Here is an 18853-nt window from a genome sequence, read left to right as displayed (position 1 = left end):
ATGAAACCATAATCAATTTGTGTCGTGATTATCATTTTCAAATTGATGAATGGGGAAGGCAAATGGTGCGCCACCAGCGTTAGAAACTGGTTCTAGTGGGTTCGATTCCCACCCCGAAATTTTTTAAAGATTGATATAAAAATTTCGAGGGTGGGGTGTTTTTTCGTCATGCTACCCTCGTGTGAGGAGGAGTTAGTATGTTGAAAAAACGCGACTTACACGACAGCCACGTTCTATACGAGTTAATGGTGGATCCAGCTGTCTTCCCTTTTGTGCGTCAAAAGGCTTATTCTTATGAGGAATATTTATTTTTAACGAAACAAACGATTGAAGCTGAAGAGCGTGGGGAATTAATTTCACGCACAATTTTAGACGAATGGGGTAACCCTATCGGAACAATTACTTTATTTGATGTGCAAGAAAAAGCCGGCTTCCTTGGAACATGGCTTGGCAAACCTTATCACGGAAAAGGCTACAATAAATTGGCAAAAGATTCATTTTTTAGCGAACTTTTCTACGAGTTAGATATTGAAACGATCTTTATGCGTATTCGCAAAATAAATATTCGTTCTATTAAAGCTGCAGAAAAATTACAATATGTAAATCTAGCAAACGAAACAAGAAGATCCGTTTATGATGAAATTAACGCGAATGAAGAAGTATATAACTTATATGAAATTCCAAAAGATCAATATACACTTGCTACAATGCGAGATACAACGTTCCAAGATTCTCATCACTTAAAAGAAGCGTAATCTAAATTTTCAGAAATAATAATTAACCATTAACATTTTGATATATACGTATATCACCCCATGTCTCTGGAAACGATATATAGTAACTTTAGGACACGAGGTGATTTGTAATGGATAAAAAGAAACGTGACAAAGCAAAAAACGCATTATCTAGTACACAAGAAGTTCTCTACCAACGAGAATTTCGTAAAGCAGATCGCGCAGCGGGTTATCGCTCAAAAAATATTTAAAGTGAGAATGAATAATTAGAAGTTCTCCCCCCTAATTATTCATTCTCATTACATATTTTTTCTGTGGATAACGTTATCCACAGAATTGATAGAATTGTGAATAAATTACAAAAACCCTTCACAAGTTTGTATGTTGTAACGCACATCAAATGTTAGAATTGTGGATATTTTTCTAAAAATTGTGGATAATGTGGATATAGTTGTTAATATTCCGACTTTACTGTTTAATGAAAGCGCACTCTTCATGTGGATAAGTCTTTATCTTGGAAAACAATAAAAAACCCTCTTTAAACATACAAAAGAGGGTTTCATATTAAGTAAATGATTGTGCAAGAGCAGGTGATTTAATAGGTATATGATTCGGTTCTACATGATTTTCTGCCAAAATTGTATCCACAATATGATCAGCTGGCTCTGGGCGATAAATGCTTTTCATCGCTTCTTTCATTTGAAGAAGCTTCATATCATCTTGTAATAACGCCTCTGTTTTTGCAAAAACCTCACTATCATCACGAATGACAACTGCAGCCCCTTTTCTTTCAAAGTACATCGCATTTTCATTTTCTTGTCCTGGAACAGGCTTATATAAAATGACAGGTACTTGCAATGCTGCCGCTTCACTTAACGTAATACCGCCTGGCTTTGTAATCATACAAGAAGTAACACGGAATAGTTCATCAATATTTTCTACATAACCAAATACTTTTAATGCATCAGGATTTTTTTCCTGTAACCCTAATAAATCCTGTTTTAACGCTTCATTTTTCCCACAAACGACAACTACTTGTAAATCAGGTACTGACATAAATGATTGGCATAGTTCTTTTACACTTCCTAATACCCCATGAGCACCTGCTACAATTAGTAAAATCTTTTTATTCTTACATAACTGATATTTATTATATATAATGTCTGGATTAATCTTTAACTCAAAACTACTACGAATCGGAATTCCAGTTTCAACAATTTGCTCCGCAGGTACACCAATATCAACCATAACTTTTTTTACGTGATCAGTTGCTACAAAATAACGATCTACTTCCCGATGAATCCATATTTTGTGCACACAAAAATCCGTTAATACGTTATACACAGGAATTGAAATACCTGTTTGCTTTTTTAATTCTGGTACAGCTATAATCGGAAAGGTATTAATAACAATATCCGGTTTCTCCGCTTGTAAAAGTAATTTCAAACGTTTTCTTCCAAAATTAGCATACCAAGATGCTATTTTTTTATCATAAATTTTTTCTACGCCATAATAAAACAAGCGGTACAATTCTTTTCCTATTGTATAACTTTTTAAATATAAATATTTTGTAATATCGGTTATAACCGGATGTGATTCTCCGAACAAATCGCATACAATTACATCTTTAATTCCTTTTTGGCGAAATGTTTGTTCTAATGTTTTCGCTACTTGCACATGACCGTTTCCGTAATGTGCAGTTAATATTAAAACCTTGGGGTTTTTTATCAAACAAATCCACTCCTAGCTTATTGTTTCTCCATATTGCATATACGACAATAGGAAAAACATTTTCCTTAAAAATTACATAAACAGACTCTAATATTTCTCTTTCAGCTATGTACCTGTCGTGGATATGCAAAGCATATAAGATTGACCCCTTAATCCTATCTGTGCTCATATCTTTACATTATACTTTCCTATAAGAGCTTTCGCAATAACTTACAAATGTTCTCTATTCCATGATACTCACTCTTTTACTTCTTAATTCTTTTTACTATTTTGATTTCCCTTTACAATTATGTAAATTTCTCCACTTATTCCTTACAAAAATATGGATATTCTATTTTCAGTATACTCTTTTCTCCATATATACTCTAGGTTTTATTGTAAAGAAAGCAAAAAGCCTAACCCAATATTTGGATTAGACTGCTTGTAAAATATGTCTTGCTTCTTCTACATTTTTTTCAGTAGGCGGTTCTACATTTGCGAGTGGATACTTATGCCCAAGTGCCTCCCATTTATATACACCAAGCTTATGGTATGGTGGCACTTCAACTTTCTGAACATTAGACAGACTTTGAATAAAACTAGATAGTTTTTGTAGATCCTCTTCATTATCAGTAATACCAGGAACTAATACGTGTCGCACCCAAATCGGTTTATTTTTATCCGATAAATAACGAGCAAATTGTAAAATATGTTCATTTGGTTTTCCTGTTAATTTACGATGTTTCTTTGAATCAATATGTTTCAAATCCAATAAAACTAAATCTGTGTACTCCATTAAAATATCTAGCTTATTTTGGAATTCTGGTTCTTCAGAATAACAACCACCTGAAGAATCAATTGTTGTATGAATTCCAATTTCCTTACATTTCTTAAATAATTCAATTAAGAAATCTAGTTGTAATAATGGTTCCCCACCACTAACTGTTATACCGCCTCCGGAAGCTTCAATAAAAGGAAGGTAACATGTCACATCCTGCATTACTTCTTCGACTGTTATTTCTTTTCCTTTACCGATCTCCCACGTATCAGCATTATGACAATATTGACAACGTAATAAACACCCTTGTGTAAATATGACATAACGAATTCCTGGGCCATCAACAGTACCACAAGACTCTACAGAATGAATTCTTCCTTTTACCATGTTACTTCCTCCTTTATTGAAACAGCCTCCCTCTGCTATTTATAAAATGCAGAGGGACACTTTTTTCATTTACATGCTTTCATGCATTGTACGGTTAATTACATCGATTTGTTGTTCACGAGTTAATTTAATAAAGTTTACAGCGTAACCAGATACGCGAATTGTTAATTGTGGATATTTCTCAGGATGTTCCATTGCATCCATTAATGTTTCACGGTTAAATACGTTAATATTTAAGTGATGTCCTTCTTTTACTGCATAACCATCAAGCATTGATACTAAGTTACGTACTTGTACTTCATCCTCTTTACCAAGTGCTTTTGGAATAATAGAGAATGTATTAGAAATGCCATCTTGTGCATCTTCATATGGTAATTTAGCTACAGATAATAATGAAGCTAACGCACCTTTTGTATCACGTCCATGCATTGGGTTCGCACCTGGTGCAAATGGTTCTCCAGTACGGCGACCATCTGGAGTGTTACCAGTTTTCTTACCGTATACAACGTTAGATGTGATTGTTAAGATTGACATTGTATGAACAGAATTTCTATATGTTTTGTGTTTACGAAGTTTATTCATAAATGTTTTCACAAGATTTACAGCAATTTCATCTACACGGTCATCATTGTTACCGTATTTAGGGAAATCTCCTTCGATTTCAAAGTCAACTGCAATTCCGTTTTCATCGCGAATTGGTTTTACTTTTGCGTATTTAATTGCACTTAAAGAGTCTGCTACTACAGATAGACCCGCGATACCTGTTGCCATTGTACGAAGAACATTTGTATCATGAAGTGCCATCTCAATACGCTCGTAGCTATATTTATCGTGCATGTAGTGAATAACATTTAATGTGTTTAAATATAGACCCGCTAACCATTCCATTGTCATATCAAACTTATGCATAACTTCTTCATAATCTAATACTTCAGAAGTAATCGGTGCGTACTCAGGACCAACTTGTGCTTTAGATTTTTCATCTTTACCACCGTTAATCGCATATAGTAATGCTTTTGCTAAGTTTGCACGTGCGCCGAAGAACTGCATTTGTTTACCAATTCTCATTGCAGATACACAACAAGCAATTCCGTAATCATCGCCGTAGTCAGCACGCATAATGTCATCATTTTCATATTGAATTGCTGATGTTTTAATAGACATTTTCGCACAGTAGTTTTTAAAGTTCTGTGGTAATTGTTTAGACCAAAGAACTGTTAAGTTTGGTTCTGGAGCTGGTCCTAAATTATCTAGTGTATGCAAGAAACGGAATGAGTTCTTTGTTACTAATGGACGGCCATCTAATGCCATACCTCCGATAGACTCAGTTACCCAAGTTGGGTCACCAGAGAATAATTCATTATAATCAGGTGTTCTTGCAAATTTCACAAGACGTAATTTCATAATGAAGTGATCCACAATTTCTTGTACGTCTTCTTCTGTTAAAGTACCATTTGCTAAATCTCTTTCAATATAAATATCTAAGAATGTAGAAGTACGGCCAAGACTCATTGCAGCTCCGTTTTGCTCTTTAATTGCTGCAAGATATGCGAAGTATAACCATTGGAATGCTTCTTGAGCAGTTGTTGCTGGCTTAGAAATATCAAAGCCATGAGAAGCAGCCATTTGTTTTAACTCTTGAAGTGCACGTATTTGCTCAGATAACTCTTCGCGTAAACGCATTATATCTTCACTCATTACACCGCCAGTTAAATTTAAATCTACTTTCTTCGCTTCAATTAAATGATCTACTCCATATAATGCTACGCGGCGGTAGTCACCGATAATACGTCCACGTCCGTATGCATCCGGAAGACCAGTAATAACACCTGATTTACGAGCAGCTCTCATTTCTGGTGTATAAGCATCAAATACGCCTTGGTTATGAGTTTTTCTCCAATCTCTGAAAATACGACTAAGCTCTTTATCCATTTCGTATCCATAAGATTCACAAGCTTGTTCCGCCATACGAATACCACCATATGGTTGTAAAGAACGTTTAAATGGTTTATCAGTTTGGAAACCGACTACTTTTTCAGTCTCTTTATTTAAATATCCTGGTTCATGTGATGTAATAGAAGAAACAATTTTTGTATCCATATCAAGAACGCCACCGTTTTCACGTTCTTTCGTTGTTAAATCCATTACTTGATCCCAAAGTTGTTTCGTTGCTTCAGTTGCTCCTGCTAAGAAAGATTCATCTCCCTCGTAAACGTTTACATTATTTAAAATGAAATCGCGAACATCAATCTCTGCTTTCCATTTTTCACCTTTAAAGTTTTCCCATGCGTTTTTAACATTTTCTAATACTTGAGTCATCCTAATCTCCTCCATTTTTGATTAGTACAGGACTAAGATTTTTTATATAACAGCTTACACACTTAGAATACTACTTTTTTACGAAAGTGAACGAAATAGTTGTGACATGTTTGTGAAATATTGAGCAAACCACTATATACATAGTGTTAACTTCATTTGAAAGTCTTTAAAATTAACCCTTTCCTTAATTGTATTTTTTTGGTATTCTTATATACGAGTCCTATTTTGTAATATAAGAACAATACCCATTGTAGAGCTGTAATACTCTTATCTCCTAATCTGTTATAGTTTTTATAGCAGAACAAAAAAGTGTACATATGTTGTACACTTTTTTGTTACCTATAAAATGAAACTTTAATCAGTGGGGGTCTTACTGCCCATTAAAGTCGGATAAAATATCTCTTTTTCTATTTCCATCATGGAATCCACCACGACTGCCTGTTAATACAATTAATTGCTCTAACCCTTCTATATGATCACCAATAATTCGAAGTACAGCTGGTGGATGACCTATTTTAGCAAAATGTTCACTGGGTCGAATACGGTTCATCTTATCGACTTCAACACGACTTACACATGCAACTTCAAATCCTGAAAGAATAGCTTTCACTTGAGCTACACACGGTGCCAGTAAAGATCTATATCCAATTTCTTTCAAACACTTACGACTAAACGCATTCGGTACAGCGATAAGAGAGCCTACGCCTAGATCTTTTCTATCACAAGCTAAATTTAATGCATATTTAAATGCAGTTACAAGATGAAGCGGTACTCTTAAATCTAAATAATGATTTAGATCATTTAATGCAACGTCTGTTCCATCTGCAATAGCTTTCGCAAAAGGATATAACTCACTCGCTGGAATAACAAAATCGCCGTCTATAAATAACACAATTTCTCCTTTTGCGAAATACGTTCCAAGTGAGCGCCCCACATCATTTCCGAGTGCTTCTTTATATACAATTGTCGTTGCTCCCTTTTCTTTTGCAATCGTTGCTGTTTGATCAGACGAACCATTTACAACAACGATAATTTCAAAAGGTTCAATTTTGCGAAGCTCTTCTATAACGTTTCCAATTGTTTTCTCTTCATCTTGTACAGGAATAATGACCGATAATTGCTTTCCCTTATACAAATTCGATGTAACGCCCCATCCTTGATAAAAATCTTTAAAATCTAAAGTATGATAGACACTATCTCTTTTCCTATTTCCATCATAATACCCTCCGCGTTCATCGCTACCTACTATTCGCTCCGCTACAGCTTCTATATGGTCACCTATCATCCTTTTTTCAGAATGAGAAAGACCCGTGCCATACGCAGCATGCTCGGTCGGCCGAAATTTATTTGGTGTAATAACGTCAATTGCACAATGTCGACTAATTCTCCATTTGCTTTGAATAAGGCGTAAATGAGCGACAATAGGATTAACAAAACATTCATACCCAATGCTTTGAACAACTTCTTTCGTCAACGCGTGAGGTACAGATAATAAAGAATCAATCTTTAACTCTTCACGCTCTAGCATTGCATTTAATATTTGGCGCCATACTGTCACTGAGTGCGGTTTTTGTTTCTTTAAAAATAACGCATCCAAATTATTTAAAACGATGTCGGCCTGATCATGTAAAATTGGATTTAGGAATAATTGTAACTTTGAAGTTTGAATAGCAAAATCTCCATCTATAAATAGTAATACGTCACCTATCGCGTGTTTTGCGCCAACTGCACGGCCAACATCATTCCCCAGTAGCTCTGTATACTTGATTACTTTACACCCTAAACGATCAGCAACCTCTTCTGTTCCATCATTACAACCGTTTGCTACTACAATAATCTCTACTGGATTTAATCCTTTTGCCGATTGAATAACGTCTGAAATCGTATCAGCTTCATTACATACAGGTATAATAATCGATAGTGACTTAGCCATTGTTTTCTTCACGAAACCATTTAATAGTTTCTTTCAACCCTTGTTCCCACGTTACTTTCGCTTGAAATTGAACAAGTTCTCTTAATTTCGTTACATCTGGTCTTCTATTTGGAATTTCTTCAAAGCCATGTGGATATACCTCTTCGAAAGGAACTTGAACAATCTTTGAAGAAGATTTCGTTAGCTTTTTAATTACTTCTGCTACTTCTTTTATACTCTTTTCATTCTCAGAACCTATATTAATAATCTCACCATTTACCTTCTCATCCATTGCTCGAATCGTTGCCTCTACCGCATCACTTACATACGTAAAACAACGTGTCTGTTTTCCATCTCCATATACGAGAATGTCTTCTCCTTGCAGTGCTGCGCGGATAAATCGCGGGATTACCCCTGCATACGGACCATCTTTCGCTCTTGGACCATAAATATTAAAATAACGAACAATCGTTACAGGTAAGCCTTCTAAACCGTATCCTAAACATAATGTTTCTTCTAACGTTTTACAAACTGCATAACTCCAACGTATTTTAGAAGTTGCACCGTATAATCGATCTCCTTCTTCAGAAAAGGGTGGCTTTGCCTTACCATATACTTCTGAAGTAGACGCAAAAACAACTTTCTTCTTTCCTTTTAGCGCTGCTTGTAAAATGTTCCTCGTTCCATCAAAATTCGTTTCAATAAGCTCTATGCTCTTTTCCATTGTCGTTTTCACACCTAAAATTGCTGCTAAATGAAACACTACATCATGTTTATTCACTAATTCATAAATAGAATTTCGATCTAAAACACTTATTGGAATAACCCGAATTTCTTTCATTAACTCATCATGATATTTATTTTTCCCTTTATAGAAATTATCAACGATAGTGACATCATAACCTCTTTTCACCAGCTCTTCAGCTAAATGTGATCCAATAAATCCTGCTCCACCTGTAATTAAACATTTCTTACTCATACACTCACCTTCTTTATAATTCCACGTGTATCTACGACTTGCTTTATCCCTTTAAAAATCTTCCAATCGATATTAGAGTGATCTGTTAAAATTAAAATACAATCCGCTTGTTTAACGACTTGTTCATCCAAAGAAACAGATTGATACACCTTATCTCCAAATTTTGCAGAAGAAATATATGGATCGTGATACTCTATCTCATATCCTTCTTTTATTAACAATTCAATAATTGGTAACGCTGGTGATTCTCTTAAGTCATTTACATCTTTTTTATATGCAATCCCTACAATTAAAACCGTTGCAGGTGATTGCACCACACCTTTTACTTTCCGGACCATTTTTTCTGGCATTTCCTCATTAATTACATGTGCCGCCTCAATTAATTGACTCATTGCTCCATTCTTTTTTATTCTCCACTGGAAATATAAAGGATCTACCGGAATACAGTGTCCCCCTATCCCTGGTCCTAGCCAATACGGCGTAAATCCAAACGGTTTTGTAGATGCCGCTTCAAGTGCCTCATAAAAATCAATTCCTAAACTTTCACATAGTATATTTAACTCATTTACTAATGAAATATTGACTAAGCGCTGAATATTTTCAAATAGCTTACACATTTCTGCTACTTTTGGGGAGCTAACTGGAACAACTACATCAAATATAGTGCTATACAAAGCCTGTACTTTTTGTTTACACATTTCTGTTTGTCCACTAATGACTTTTGGAATCGTTTGAACGGAATATTGACTATTAGCTGGATCAATTCTCTCAGGAGAATATCCAATATAGAAATCTTCTCCTACCTTTTTTCCTGTTTGAGAAATAATCGGAATAATAACTTCCTCGAGCGTACCTGGATATGTGGAACTTTCGAAAATGAAGGTTTGTCCTTTTTGAAGGTTTTGTTGTATATAATGCGAAGCTGAAATGAGGGCACTTAAGTCTGGTTCTCTTTGTTCATTAATTGGGGTTGGGACAGTGACAATAACGTAATCACTATTTTGAAAATCAGCAATACCTTGATCCGGTGTATTTACTATTAATTTTTTTCTAGTCAATAAACTTTGTAACAATTTAGAAGAAACATCTGGAATATAACTTTCTCCCTGTATAATTGATTCTATTTTTCTAGTATCTTTATCTAATCCAAGTACTGTATGTCCTCTCTCTGCAAAATGAACTGCCAAAGGAAGACCAACATATCCTAATCCGATAATGGCAACTGTACTACTAACATTCATCTGTATTCTCTTCTTCCTTTCTCAATTGTTGAATGATATTTCTATCCCGCTCTCCATCTGTAAAACTCCCGCGCTCGTCTGTGGATTGCAATAAATATGCAATCGCCTCGAGTTGATCACCGAAAATACGATCGAATGCTGGAATACGCCCATTTACAAATCCATGTTGCTCTGGGCGTACTCGATTTGTTTTTATAACATCTACAAATTCTACCGCTGTAATAGAGAATCCCTCCAAAATAGCTTTCATTTGAGCGAGTGGCGGAATGATAAGAGAATCATATCCGATTTTCTCTATTACTTTTTTATGCATAGCATGTGGTACTGCCGTTAATGAGTTATTCCATAAATCTGGTCGTTTCGCTACTAAATTCACAAAATATTTTCCCATGCTAATTGGGTCTGCCGGATGAAACATATCTAATAAACACTGTAAATCATTTAATGCCACATCATTTCCATCTTCAATAGCATGTAAAAATGGAATTAGTTTTTTTCCTGGAATAACAAAATCACCATCGACAAATAAACAAATATCGGCCGTAGCATGCATAGCTCCTATCGCTCGGGCTATATTATGTCCAAGCGCTTCCTCAAATTCAATAACAATGACATTCTCTAGCTTCGCTTGTTTAATTGTCTCAACGTCCGCTCCATTCGCAACAACTATAATTTCATCTACACCTGATTTTTTCACTTCTTGTATAACAGATCTTATAGTCGTCTTTTCTTCTGATACTGGGATAATCGCACTATATTTCGCTTTTTTCTTTTGTAATAAAACTGGTTTATACTTTCCTATAAATGCTCTATCCCTATTTCCTTCCGAAAAGCCACCACGCTTACCATATATTTCGATTACGTATTGCAAAGCACGTAAATGATCCCCCATAATACGACTAGTCGCTTTCGGATAAGGAGAGCCAGGTGATGTACCAGTATGAACGGGACGCACTTTATTTGTATGAATGACATCGACAGAAGCCATATCAACAATATCTACTCCTCTAGACAGCGCTATCGCTTGAAATAATGCTGGATCCGCTAAATTCCACCAACCAAACTTTTGAATAACTTCCCTACTCATTGCATGCGGAATTGCGATTAAAGATCCAACAACAAGCTCTTTTTTATTCAAATAACGATTCAACATAAATTTGCCAACTGTCGTATAATGCGGTCTCATCTTTAAATAAACAGACCATGTTAAATTATTCACAACAATTTGGTGACCTTGCTGAATGCCTTTTATAAAACGTTGTAGCTCTTTATTATCAATGACGATATCACCGTCTAAAAACAAAACAATGTCGCCTTTCGCTTCTCTTGCACCAATTGCCCGTCCAACATCATTACCAAGAGAATATTTATAATAAATGACATGGCAATGATGTTGTAAGGCTATTTCTTTTGTTCCGTCTGTCGATCCATTATCTACTACGATAATTTCATATGGTTTCAATTTCTCCACTTCTACTAAAACTTGTGGTAAAGTACTCGCTTCATTATGCGCTGGAATAATAACTGATACCCTCATATTTTTACCCTTCCAAGCGAACATAAGAAATGATAGGAATACGTACAACTACATCTTCCGGTGGTCCATAAGAAGGAGAAGTACGAACACTTACTGCGCCGTCTGTCACAGATAACAGAATACCTGCAACAATTTCGGCCGCTGTCACAACTTGCACTAGCTCACCAACATGATTACGTAATTCTTCAGTAAATAACATATATAAGTCTCCTTTCTTACGCTTCTTTAATTGATATAATACTTGTAAATGGCAATAAAACTTCTGTTCCTATTCCTTCTTGCAGTGTTAAGAAATCATCACCAACTGCTACAATTACACCTGTTAACTGTCCAACTGTCACCGTAATTTCTACGTTTTTACCCAAATACTGCTCTGCAATTTCTTTAAAAGGTGATGTATTACATTCTTTTAAAATGTTACAAATAATAGATTGAAATCTACTTGATTCAATAAATTCTTCCGTAGCTTGCTTAGAGTTTCTTTGAATAAATCTCGCGAAGTTTTGTGAAAATAAAAGTCGTTCCACAGCAGGTAATAACTTATTATCTAAAAAATAATCTAATTGTCTATTAAACAATCTCGATAACTTTTTCCAATACTTACCGAATAAACACATACACTTCTCCTCCTATTATTTTTAAATTATAAAAATATATCCATACATCTTAATGTATACAAAGCAGACTCTTTTTGTGATAGGTAAGACATACATTTTTCAACGAAACAATATGTTCTAATCACATAAAAAAAGACTACCTAAACAGATAGTCTCTTACACTTCAATATTTCGTAACATCGTATAAATGTCATTATTCACTTTACCAAAGGATTTAATGTTGTTTTGAATGTTAGATAATAAAACGACATATACACTTCCATTTTTACTAAATCCATTTAAACAGTTCCAGCCTGGCATTACACCGTGGTTCGAGTAACTTCCCGGGTCTACATACCATCCAAACCCGTAATCTTTTTTTCCACCTGTAAACATTTGATCGTAGCTTTCTTTTGAAATCAACTTTCCAGAGAAGAGCGCTTCATTAAATAAATATAAATCATGGGCACTTGTATATATATCACCACAACCATAAAGTTGTGACATACTTGGAATATTAGGTGTTGTCATATTGTTATTTACTATTTTATAACCTGTCGATGGAAATCTTGTTTGTTCTAGCTCTCTACCAAAACCAGAATGTTTCATACCAGCAGTAGCAAAAATATGTTGTTTAATATACTCTTCTAACGGTTGTCCGCTTACCTTCTCAGCAATATAGGCGAGTATTGAATAGTTAGAATCGGAATACTTCCATTTCTCTCCTGGACTTCCAATACGCTTTTGCTTTCCTATTCGTTTTATCAATTCTTCATGAGAGATATCCTCTGTTCCCTGCTCATACTCTGGAATTCCTGATGTATGTGTTAGTAAATGTTTTAACTGAATACCATTACCTTGAGGGAAATCTGGAATATACTTCGCAATCGTATCCTCTACATGTAACTTATTTTGATCTTTTAATTGCATAATAGTAGTCGCTACAAAAGCCTTTGAAATAGAACCAATATAAAAAGTTGTCTCTGAATTATTCGGTACTTGTTTTTCTTTGTTCGCCATACCGTATCCTTTATTCAAAAGAACCTTTCCGTTCTTCACAATAACCGCTGTCCCGCTAAATCCTGTTTTTTGCAAATATTGATCTAATTGAGCGTTTTCATTAATTTCTTGAGGTGGTCCCTCAGCAGGCTTTTCCACAGCTTGTGCTTGCTTCACTTGTTCTTCCTGCTCTTTTTGTTTTTTTGCTTCTTGCTTCTTTTTTTCTTCTTTCTTTTTTAGCTCTTCTTGTTTCTTCATTTCTGCTGCTGCTTTTAAAGTTTCTTCTTTCTTATTATGCGCAACAATTTTTGTATACATGAAATATACAAGTGAAAATAGTAAGACGAGAATGATTGTTCTTTTTATGTATACAATTGGCCGACGTGATTTCCCATTCGCATTATTTTTTTCGTGATCCATGATTGCTTTTTTCCCCTTATTTACCGATAATTTAATTCCACTACACAAGATTCATTCCGGATCTTTTTCATAGATTTTCGACATTCCATTCGATGTCATCCCTACTTTATCACGCACTGCACATATTACCAACCTATATGCACAAAAAAGAAAAAGAAAATTTACAAAAGTAAGATTCCCGTTAAATTTTTAATATAAAAAAAGAGGATACCCTCTAAAAAACTGATGTTATCAATTTTTTTGGATATCCTCTTATCTAATTATTTATACGTGTTTTTTCATATCATCGGCAACAGATTCAACATTTGTACCTACGATAACTTGGACACTCGTGTTACTTAATTTCATAACACCTTTTGCACCAGCACGTTTTAATGCTGCTTCGTTTACTTGACCAGCATCTTTCACTTGTAAGCGTAGACGTGTTGCACAGTTATCAATAACTGTTAAGTTTTCTTTTCCACCTAAAGCTGCTACGTAAGTTTCACCAATTGAACCTGCAACTGGAGCTTCTTCACCTTCAGCTACTTCCTCTTCATCTTCACGACCAGGAGTTTTTAGGTCGAACTTCTTAATTAAGAAGTAGAATACTACAAAGTAAATTGCTGCGTAAATTAAACCAATTCCTGCTAATAATACTGGTTTTGTTGCAATACCGAAGTTTAAGAAGTAATCGATTGCCCCAGCACTAAATGAGAAACCATCGTGTATGCCAAGTGTTGTTGTAATGAATAGGGACAGACCTGTTAATACAGCATGAATACCATATAATACTGGTGATAAGAACATGAATGAGAATTCAATTGGCTCTGTAATACCAGTTAAGAATGAAGTTAATGCTAGACCACCTAACATACCTGTAACCATTTTACGTTTTTCTGGTTTAGCAGCTGCAATCATTGCGAAACATGCTGCTGGTAAACCGAACATCATGATCGGGAAGAAACCAGTCATAAACATACCTGCTGATGGATCTTTTGCAAAGAAGCGTGCAATATCACCATGAACGATATCGCCAGCCGCATTTGTAAAGTCACCAAGTACGAACCAGAAGTATGTGTTCATTACGTGGTGTAAACCGATTGGAATTAATAAACGGTTTAATAATCCGAATAAACCAGCACCAATTGAACCTAAGTTTACGATACCATGTGCTACTGCATCAATACCACTTTGAATTGTTGGCCAAATTTGACCGAATACTAATCCTAAAAGTAACATTACGATTGAAGTAATGATTGGTACGAAACGTTTTCCTGCAAAGAACCCTAACCATTCTGGCAGTTTAATCTTATGGAATTTGTTGTATAGTAATCCCGCAACAACCCCTGCAATAATACCACCGAGTATGGCCATATTGATTTTCGGCGTTAACGCCGCTGCTTTTGAAACCTTTGTCATTGTATCTGCTAATTTAGTTGGATCTACTGAACCGACTAAATCTTGAACACTTTTTAATTTATCATTTAACTCTGCTGCTGAATACGTCTTACTTAGAGCATTCGTTGTATTTTGTAAAACAAGATATCCGATTGCTCCGGCAAGTCCAGCTGCTCCACTACCGTCAACAGACAAACCGATTGCAACACCAATTGCAAAAATAAGTGCTAAATTATCAAAAATTGCTGCACCGGCCTGTGCCATAACAGGAATGTTAAATACGTCTTCTTGTCCTAAACGAAGCAATAATCCTGCTGCTGGTAGTACGGCAATTGGAAGCATTAACGCTTTACCAATACGTTGTAGAAACTGCAACATTTTAATTCCCCCTATCAAATTTATGAAATCGTTATCATTATAAGTACGCCTTAGAAAACGCTTTCTATTTACATAACCATAATAACATATAGTTGTATAGATGTGTAGTTTTTATTTTTGAATTTTTTATGGATAAATCTCCTATTTCCAAACTGTTATATAAAAGGAAATTTCTCCTTTTTTACTACAGAATATTCAAAACGAAAGACCCTCTATAGAACATGCAACTTTCGTTTTATCATTCCACTTTTTCATGTTATTATTTATTTCCGAGCATATCGGGAAAAGTAAACTTAGTTAATTCGAAATAGGAGCGTTGGTACTATGCAGTGCATTGAAACAAACAACTTACAACAGTTGTTAGAACAAGTAAAACCATATACGAAAAAAGGAAAGCTTGCTACTTATATCCCCGAACTAGGAAATGCCAATCCAGATGATTTAGGGATTGCCATTTTCCATAAAGAAACAGAATACATCCATGCTGGCAACTCACAAACACTATTCACTCTTCAAAGTATTTCAAAAGTAATTACACTTGCACTTGCCCTTTTAGATCGTGGTGAAGAATATGTATTTTCTAAAGTTGGAATGGAACCAACTGGTGATCCATTTAATTCTATTATTAAGTTAGAAACGACAAGTCCTTCTAAACCACTTAATCCAATGATTAATGCGGGGGCACTAGCCATTACAAGCATGTTAGCAGGTAAAGATAATGAAGAAAAAATGGAGCGCATTCTTCATTTCGTACGTGAAATAACAGATAATCCTACTATTAATTATTCTTCTAAAGTTGCTAATTCAGAATTAGAGACAGCTTACTTAAATCGCTCACTTTGTTACTATATGAAACAAAACGGAATTATCGATTGTGACATTGAAGAGCTGATGGATTTATACACTCGTCAATGTGCAGTTGAGGTAAACTGTATCGATTTAGCACGTATCGGCTTAATTTTTGCGATGGATGGATATGATCCATATAAGAAAAAACAAATTATCCCTAAGCATATTACAAAGATTTGTAAAACATTTATGGTTACATGCGGTATGTATAACGAGTCTGGTGAATTTGCGATTCGTGTTGGTATCCCCGCAAAAAGTGGTGTAGCTGGTGGCATTTTCGGCTGCGTAAAAGGAGAAATGGGAATTGGTATTTTCGGACCAGCTTTAGATGCAAACGGAAATAGCATCGCTGGTTTTAAAATCCTTGAACTTCTTTCTGCTCAAGAAGGTTGGAGCATTTTTTAATTCAGAACCATCCTGCTATACTAGCAGGATTTTTTTTGCATAAAACCCTCAATTTTATTAGCTACCGATCCCCTTACAAAAACCGTGCTGAAAGTTTCTCTATATTATGCATATTTGCTCCCCCAACCTGAATAGTATAGTACAACCTAGCGCTATATGTGGAGGTGTGAAAGATGAAACTAATATTTCAAATGGGAAAACAGCCTGTTCTTGAAAAAACAATTCTTCTTTTTATATTGAGTATTGTAGAAAGCTTAAAGCTAAAAGTTGTTTCACTCGATGAAGCTCACCGATACATATTCAATTTAGAAGTACTTGAACTATTAATGGATCGGAACATCGATGATCAAGTACTTGAACTTATTCATTTCGGAATGGGACTTGAAGACGTTCATCATGTGCTTCCTGAAGAATTTGAGCATACGATTGAAGAATTAAAGTGGCTTTGTATCCAAGTATTAAGTGAGTACAGTATGCATGAAGAATCGGAACAATTAATTGAAGATATACGTTAAAAAAGCACCTATGTAGGTGCTTTTAATGTTTTTTCAAACTATTTTTATACGTTTCAATATTTACTGGTAGCTCTTCCTCTTCTAAAGTATGTTCATTTACATCTTTATGAATGAATGCTCCTTTAGGTGGTTGATGGTCATGCCCTTTTTTCTTATGATCAAATGCTTTTCCGCGTCCCATACGGATCCCCCTTTCTTTAAAAGAAATCCGTATTAGTATGGAGAAAAGTACGTCGATATATGCAATCCTTTGCCATATTTCCAAGGAAATACTCGAACGTTGTTTTTTGTTCTCCTTACAACAACTGATCGATCCCAATAAGAATTAATAACACTCCCGCAATAACCGTAGCCCATTTCCCTAAGTATTCTGCTAAGTATCGTTTTCCTACATACGCAAAACCACTTATACAAATAAAACTAAACACACCAGAAATAATCGCTGTAAGCCAAAGGTTTAAATTTGTTACCCCAGCATCAAATCCACCTGCAATATTATTAATTGATAATGCAACGCCCAAAACAATTGCTTCTGAAAAACTAATTGTTTTAGAACCATCAAAATCTGCTTTTTCCGGATCACGTAAAATCCCCATAAGTACACTATCATCTTTAGAGTCTACGGTCTCTTTTTTACTCAAGAAAGGCTGACATAAAATAAACACTCCAATTATTCCTAAAACAATTGCCCCTATCAAATTTGCCGTAAACTCTGAAATAAATAATGCAATCCAACTCCCAAAAAAGCCAGCTAATAAAGTAAATAAAAACCCAAAAAATGCGATGATAAAATTGTTGAACCACGAAATTCTAATTTTACGAATGCCATATGCAATTCCAACACCTGCATTATCTAAATTAGAAGCAATCCCAATTAAAAAAATTGAAAATAGACCTGCCGTACTCATAAACAGCCACCCCTTTTTTCTCACTTTTCCATGCATCTTATGAAAATGTTGAGCAACTGTGCCTGTCTGTTTCATATACATGTAATAAATGCTCAACATTTTTTCAACAACAAAAAGGAGTGCCTTCGCTATGCCTAAAGAAAATCCAAATGAGCGGCTTAGTACATTAATAAAAAAACTTTTAAAAGAACGTGCCTTATCTATGCGCCAACTCGGAATGCTTACAAATATTGATCCCGCAACAATCTCAAGAATTATGAATGGTAAACAACCGCCAAAACAAAAACATCTACAAAAATTTGCAGAATGTTTGCAAGTTCCACCCCAATTGTTATTTGATGAAATGTATCCTGATTCTCCTCACATTAATAAAGAAAAGACGGATATGTACACATCTCTTGATACCATTCAGCAAACGCTGCAATCCTCTAACTTATTCGATTTCGACTACACAACAACCCGTGTGAAACAAGAACTTGAAAATTATGAACGATATGCTCAAACAACAGAAGGAGAAAAACGTATTCATGACAGTTTTGCAAGTAAGCTAGAACAAATTGATAGTGCTGGTCCTTTCATTGAACAATTAACGGATATGTATCAACAATTTTGCAATGAAACGATTCCAAAAGAAGAGCGTGCAGTTCTTGGAGGGGCATTACTGTATTTCATTTTATCGACAGATATTATTCCTGACTATCTCTTTCCAATTGGCTATTTAGATGATGCAATTGCTGTTGAATTAGCAAAAGAGAAATTAATCGAACTAAAACGAAAGACATAGAAAATAAAGAACTATTTCAGTT

The 18853-nt window shown here is 35.0% G+C and carries 18 protein-coding genes; 5 read left to right on the top strand and 13 right to left on the bottom strand.

The window, feature by feature from the left end; genetic code table 11:
* Nucleotides 1-197: 197 nt before the first annotated feature.
* A complete protein-coding gene (locus tag MKY00_RS02555; protein WP_016716386.1) occupies nucleotides 198-755 on the top strand; it encodes a GNAT family N-acetyltransferase in 558 nt (185 codons plus the stop codon).
* A gap of 110 nt (nucleotides 756-865) precedes the next feature.
* A complete protein-coding gene (locus MKY00_RS02550; RefSeq protein ID WP_016716385.1) occupies nucleotides 866-985 on the top strand; it encodes a YfhE family protein in 120 nt (39 codons plus the stop codon).
* Between the two features lie 313 nt (nucleotides 986-1298).
* Here MKY00_RS02550 and MKY00_RS02545 read toward each other — a convergent pair whose 3' ends face one another.
* The 11 genes from MKY00_RS02545 to nagE form a co-directional block, all read right to left on the bottom strand.
* Nucleotides 1299-2465 (bottom strand): diglucosyl diacylglycerol synthase, encoded by a 1167-nt coding sequence (locus MKY00_RS02545; RefSeq protein ID WP_000594706.1) that lies wholly within the window; start codon nucleotides 2463-2465, stop codon nucleotides 1299-1301.
* Nucleotides 2466-2877: 412 nt separating this feature from the next.
* A complete protein-coding gene (pflA, locus tag MKY00_RS02540) occupies nucleotides 2878-3609 on the bottom strand; it encodes a pyruvate formate-lyase-activating protein (protein ID WP_341034391.1) in 732 nt (243 codons plus the stop codon).
* Nucleotides 3610-3678: 69 nt separating this feature from the next.
* On the bottom strand, nucleotides 3679-5928 hold the full coding sequence (gene pflB, locus MKY00_RS02535) for a formate C-acetyltransferase (protein WP_000195491.1): 2250 nt from the start codon (nucleotides 5926-5928) through the stop codon (nucleotides 3679-3681).
* Between the two features lie 370 nt (nucleotides 5929-6298).
* The gene (locus MKY00_RS02530) at nucleotides 6299-7861 is read right to left on the bottom strand and encodes a glycosyltransferase family 2 protein (RefSeq protein WP_001129987.1); all 1563 of its coding nucleotides are present in this window, start codon (nucleotides 7859-7861) and stop codon (nucleotides 6299-6301) included.
* A complete protein-coding gene (locus MKY00_RS02525; RefSeq protein WP_016716384.1) occupies nucleotides 7854-8819 on the bottom strand; it encodes an NAD-dependent epimerase/dehydratase family protein in 966 nt (321 codons plus the stop codon). The genes MKY00_RS02530 and MKY00_RS02525 overlap by 8 nt, the downstream gene beginning before the upstream one ends.
* The gene (locus MKY00_RS02520) at nucleotides 8816-10060 is read right to left on the bottom strand and encodes a nucleotide sugar dehydrogenase (protein WP_341034390.1); all 1245 of its coding nucleotides are present in this window, start codon (nucleotides 10058-10060) and stop codon (nucleotides 8816-8818) included. Before MKY00_RS02520 ends, MKY00_RS02525 begins: the two co-directional genes overlap by 4 nt.
* Nucleotides 10050-11621 carry a glycosyltransferase family 2 protein gene (locus MKY00_RS02515; RefSeq protein ID WP_029141043.1) on the bottom strand — a complete coding sequence of 524 codons (1572 nt, stop codon included), beginning with the start codon at nucleotides 11619-11621 and terminating at the stop codon, nucleotides 10050-10052. Before MKY00_RS02515 ends, MKY00_RS02520 begins: the two co-directional genes overlap by 11 nt.
* Nucleotides 11602-11796 carry a hypothetical protein gene (locus tag MKY00_RS02510; RefSeq protein ID WP_000899480.1) on the bottom strand — a complete coding sequence of 65 codons (195 nt, stop codon included), beginning with the start codon at nucleotides 11794-11796 and terminating at the stop codon, nucleotides 11602-11604. The genes MKY00_RS02515 and MKY00_RS02510 overlap by 20 nt, the downstream gene beginning before the upstream one ends.
* A 16-nt stretch (nucleotides 11797-11812) precedes the next feature.
* Complete coding sequence (locus tag MKY00_RS02505) at nucleotides 11813-12214, bottom strand: hypothetical protein (RefSeq protein WP_000335520.1); 402 nt, start codon at nucleotides 12212-12214, stop codon at nucleotides 11813-11815.
* 156 nt (nucleotides 12215-12370) lie between these two features.
* Entirely contained in the window at nucleotides 12371-13612 is a 1242-nt protein-coding gene (locus MKY00_RS02500) for a serine hydrolase domain-containing protein (protein ID WP_014893337.1), read from the bottom strand.
* 264 nt (nucleotides 13613-13876) lie between these two features.
* Nucleotides 13877-15370, bottom strand: coding sequence for an N-acetylglucosamine-specific PTS transporter subunit IIBC (nagE, locus tag MKY00_RS02495; protein ID WP_000938882.1), 1494 nt, complete (start codon nucleotides 15368-15370; stop codon nucleotides 13877-13879).
* 324 nt (nucleotides 15371-15694) lie between these two features.
* Here nagE and glsA point away from each other — a divergent pair, with 324 nt between their 5' ends.
* Nucleotides 15695-16624, top strand: a complete 930-nt coding sequence (glsA, locus tag MKY00_RS02490) for a glutaminase A (protein WP_001149853.1) — start codon at nucleotides 15695-15697, stop codon at nucleotides 16622-16624.
* 173 nt (nucleotides 16625-16797) lie between these two features.
* A complete protein-coding gene (locus MKY00_RS02485) occupies nucleotides 16798-17139 on the top strand; it encodes a DUF3969 family protein (protein ID WP_000766605.1) in 342 nt (113 codons plus the stop codon).
* A 22-nt stretch (nucleotides 17140-17161) separates the two neighbouring features.
* On the opposite strand, the gene MKY00_RS02480 is transcribed toward MKY00_RS02485, so the two are convergent.
* Nucleotides 17162-17320 (bottom strand): hypothetical protein, encoded by a 159-nt coding sequence (locus MKY00_RS02480; protein WP_000532411.1) that lies wholly within the window; start codon nucleotides 17318-17320, stop codon nucleotides 17162-17164.
* A gap of 115 nt (nucleotides 17321-17435) precedes the next feature.
* A complete protein-coding gene (gene ytaF, locus MKY00_RS02475) occupies nucleotides 17436-18047 on the bottom strand; it encodes a sporulation membrane protein YtaF (RefSeq protein WP_000100734.1) in 612 nt (203 codons plus the stop codon).
* Nucleotides 18048-18177: 130 nt separating this feature from the next.
* Here ytaF and MKY00_RS02470 point away from each other — a divergent pair, with 130 nt between their 5' ends.
* Nucleotides 18178-18831 (top strand): helix-turn-helix domain-containing protein, encoded by a 654-nt coding sequence (locus MKY00_RS02470; protein WP_001123724.1) that lies wholly within the window; start codon nucleotides 18178-18180, stop codon nucleotides 18829-18831.
* The last annotated feature ends 22 nt before the right edge of the window (nucleotides 18832-18853 follow it).

It is taken from the genome of Bacillus sp. FSL R9-9834, assembly GCF_038006905.1.
Taxonomy (GTDB): domain Bacteria; phylum Bacillota; class Bacilli; order Bacillales; family Bacillaceae_G; genus Bacillus_A; species Bacillus_A pacificus.
This window is presented reverse-complemented; position numbering and strand designations above follow the sequence as displayed.

What these genes read in the sequence shown, in the direction of transcription:
- MKY00_RS02555 (WP_016716386.1), top strand. Translation starts at nt 198, where the DNA reads ATGTTGAAAAAACGCGACTTACACGACAGCCACGTTCTATACGAGTTA.
- MKY00_RS02550 (WP_016716385.1), top strand. Translation starts at nt 866, where the DNA reads ATGGATAAAAAGAAACGTGACAAAGCAAAAAACGCATTATCTAGTACA.
- pflA (WP_341034391.1), bottom strand. Translation starts at nt 3,609, where the DNA reads ATGGTAAAAGGAAGAATTCATTCTGTAGAGTCTTGTGGTACTGTTGAT.
- pflB (WP_000195491.1), bottom strand. Translation starts at nt 5,928, where the DNA reads ATGACTCAAGTATTAGAAAATGTTAAAAACGCATGGGAAAACTTTAAA.
- MKY00_RS02530 (WP_001129987.1), bottom strand. Translation starts at nt 7,861, where the DNA reads ATGGCTAAGTCACTATCGATTATTATACCTGTATGTAATGAAGCTGAT.
- MKY00_RS02525 (WP_016716384.1), bottom strand. Translation starts at nt 8,819, where the DNA reads ATGAGTAAGAAATGTTTAATTACAGGTGGAGCAGGATTTATTGGATCA.
- MKY00_RS02520 (WP_341034390.1), bottom strand. Translation starts at nt 10,060, where the DNA reads ATGAATGTTAGTAGTACAGTTGCCATTATCGGATTAGGATATGTTGGT.
- MKY00_RS02515 (WP_029141043.1), bottom strand. Translation starts at nt 11,621, where the DNA reads ATGTTCGCTTGGAAGGGTAAAAATATGAGGGTATCAGTTATTATTCCA.
- MKY00_RS02510 (WP_000899480.1), bottom strand. Translation starts at nt 11,796, where the DNA reads ATGTTATTTACTGAAGAATTACGTAATCATGTTGGTGAGCTAGTGCAA.
- MKY00_RS02505 (WP_000335520.1), bottom strand. Translation starts at nt 12,214, where the DNA reads ATGTGTTTATTCGGTAAGTATTGGAAAAAGTTATCGAGATTGTTTAAT.
- MKY00_RS02500 (WP_014893337.1), bottom strand. Translation starts at nt 13,612, where the DNA reads ATGGATCACGAAAAAAATAATGCGAATGGGAAATCACGTCGGCCAATT.
- nagE (WP_000938882.1), bottom strand. Translation starts at nt 15,370, where the DNA reads ATGTTGCAGTTTCTACAACGTATTGGTAAAGCGTTAATGCTTCCAATT.
- glsA (WP_001149853.1), top strand. Translation starts at nt 15,695, where the DNA reads ATGCAGTGCATTGAAACAAACAACTTACAACAGTTGTTAGAACAAGTA.
- MKY00_RS02485 (WP_000766605.1), top strand. Translation starts at nt 16,798, where the DNA reads ATGAAACTAATATTTCAAATGGGAAAACAGCCTGTTCTTGAAAAAACA.
- MKY00_RS02480 (WP_000532411.1), bottom strand. Translation starts at nt 17,320, where the DNA reads ATGGGACGCGGAAAAGCATTTGATCATAAGAAAAAAGGGCATGACCAT.
- ytaF (WP_000100734.1), bottom strand. Translation starts at nt 18,047, where the DNA reads ATGAGTACGGCAGGTCTATTTTCAATTTTTTTAATTGGGATTGCTTCT.
- MKY00_RS02470 (WP_001123724.1), top strand. Translation starts at nt 18,178, where the DNA reads ATGCCTAAAGAAAATCCAAATGAGCGGCTTAGTACATTAATAAAAAAA.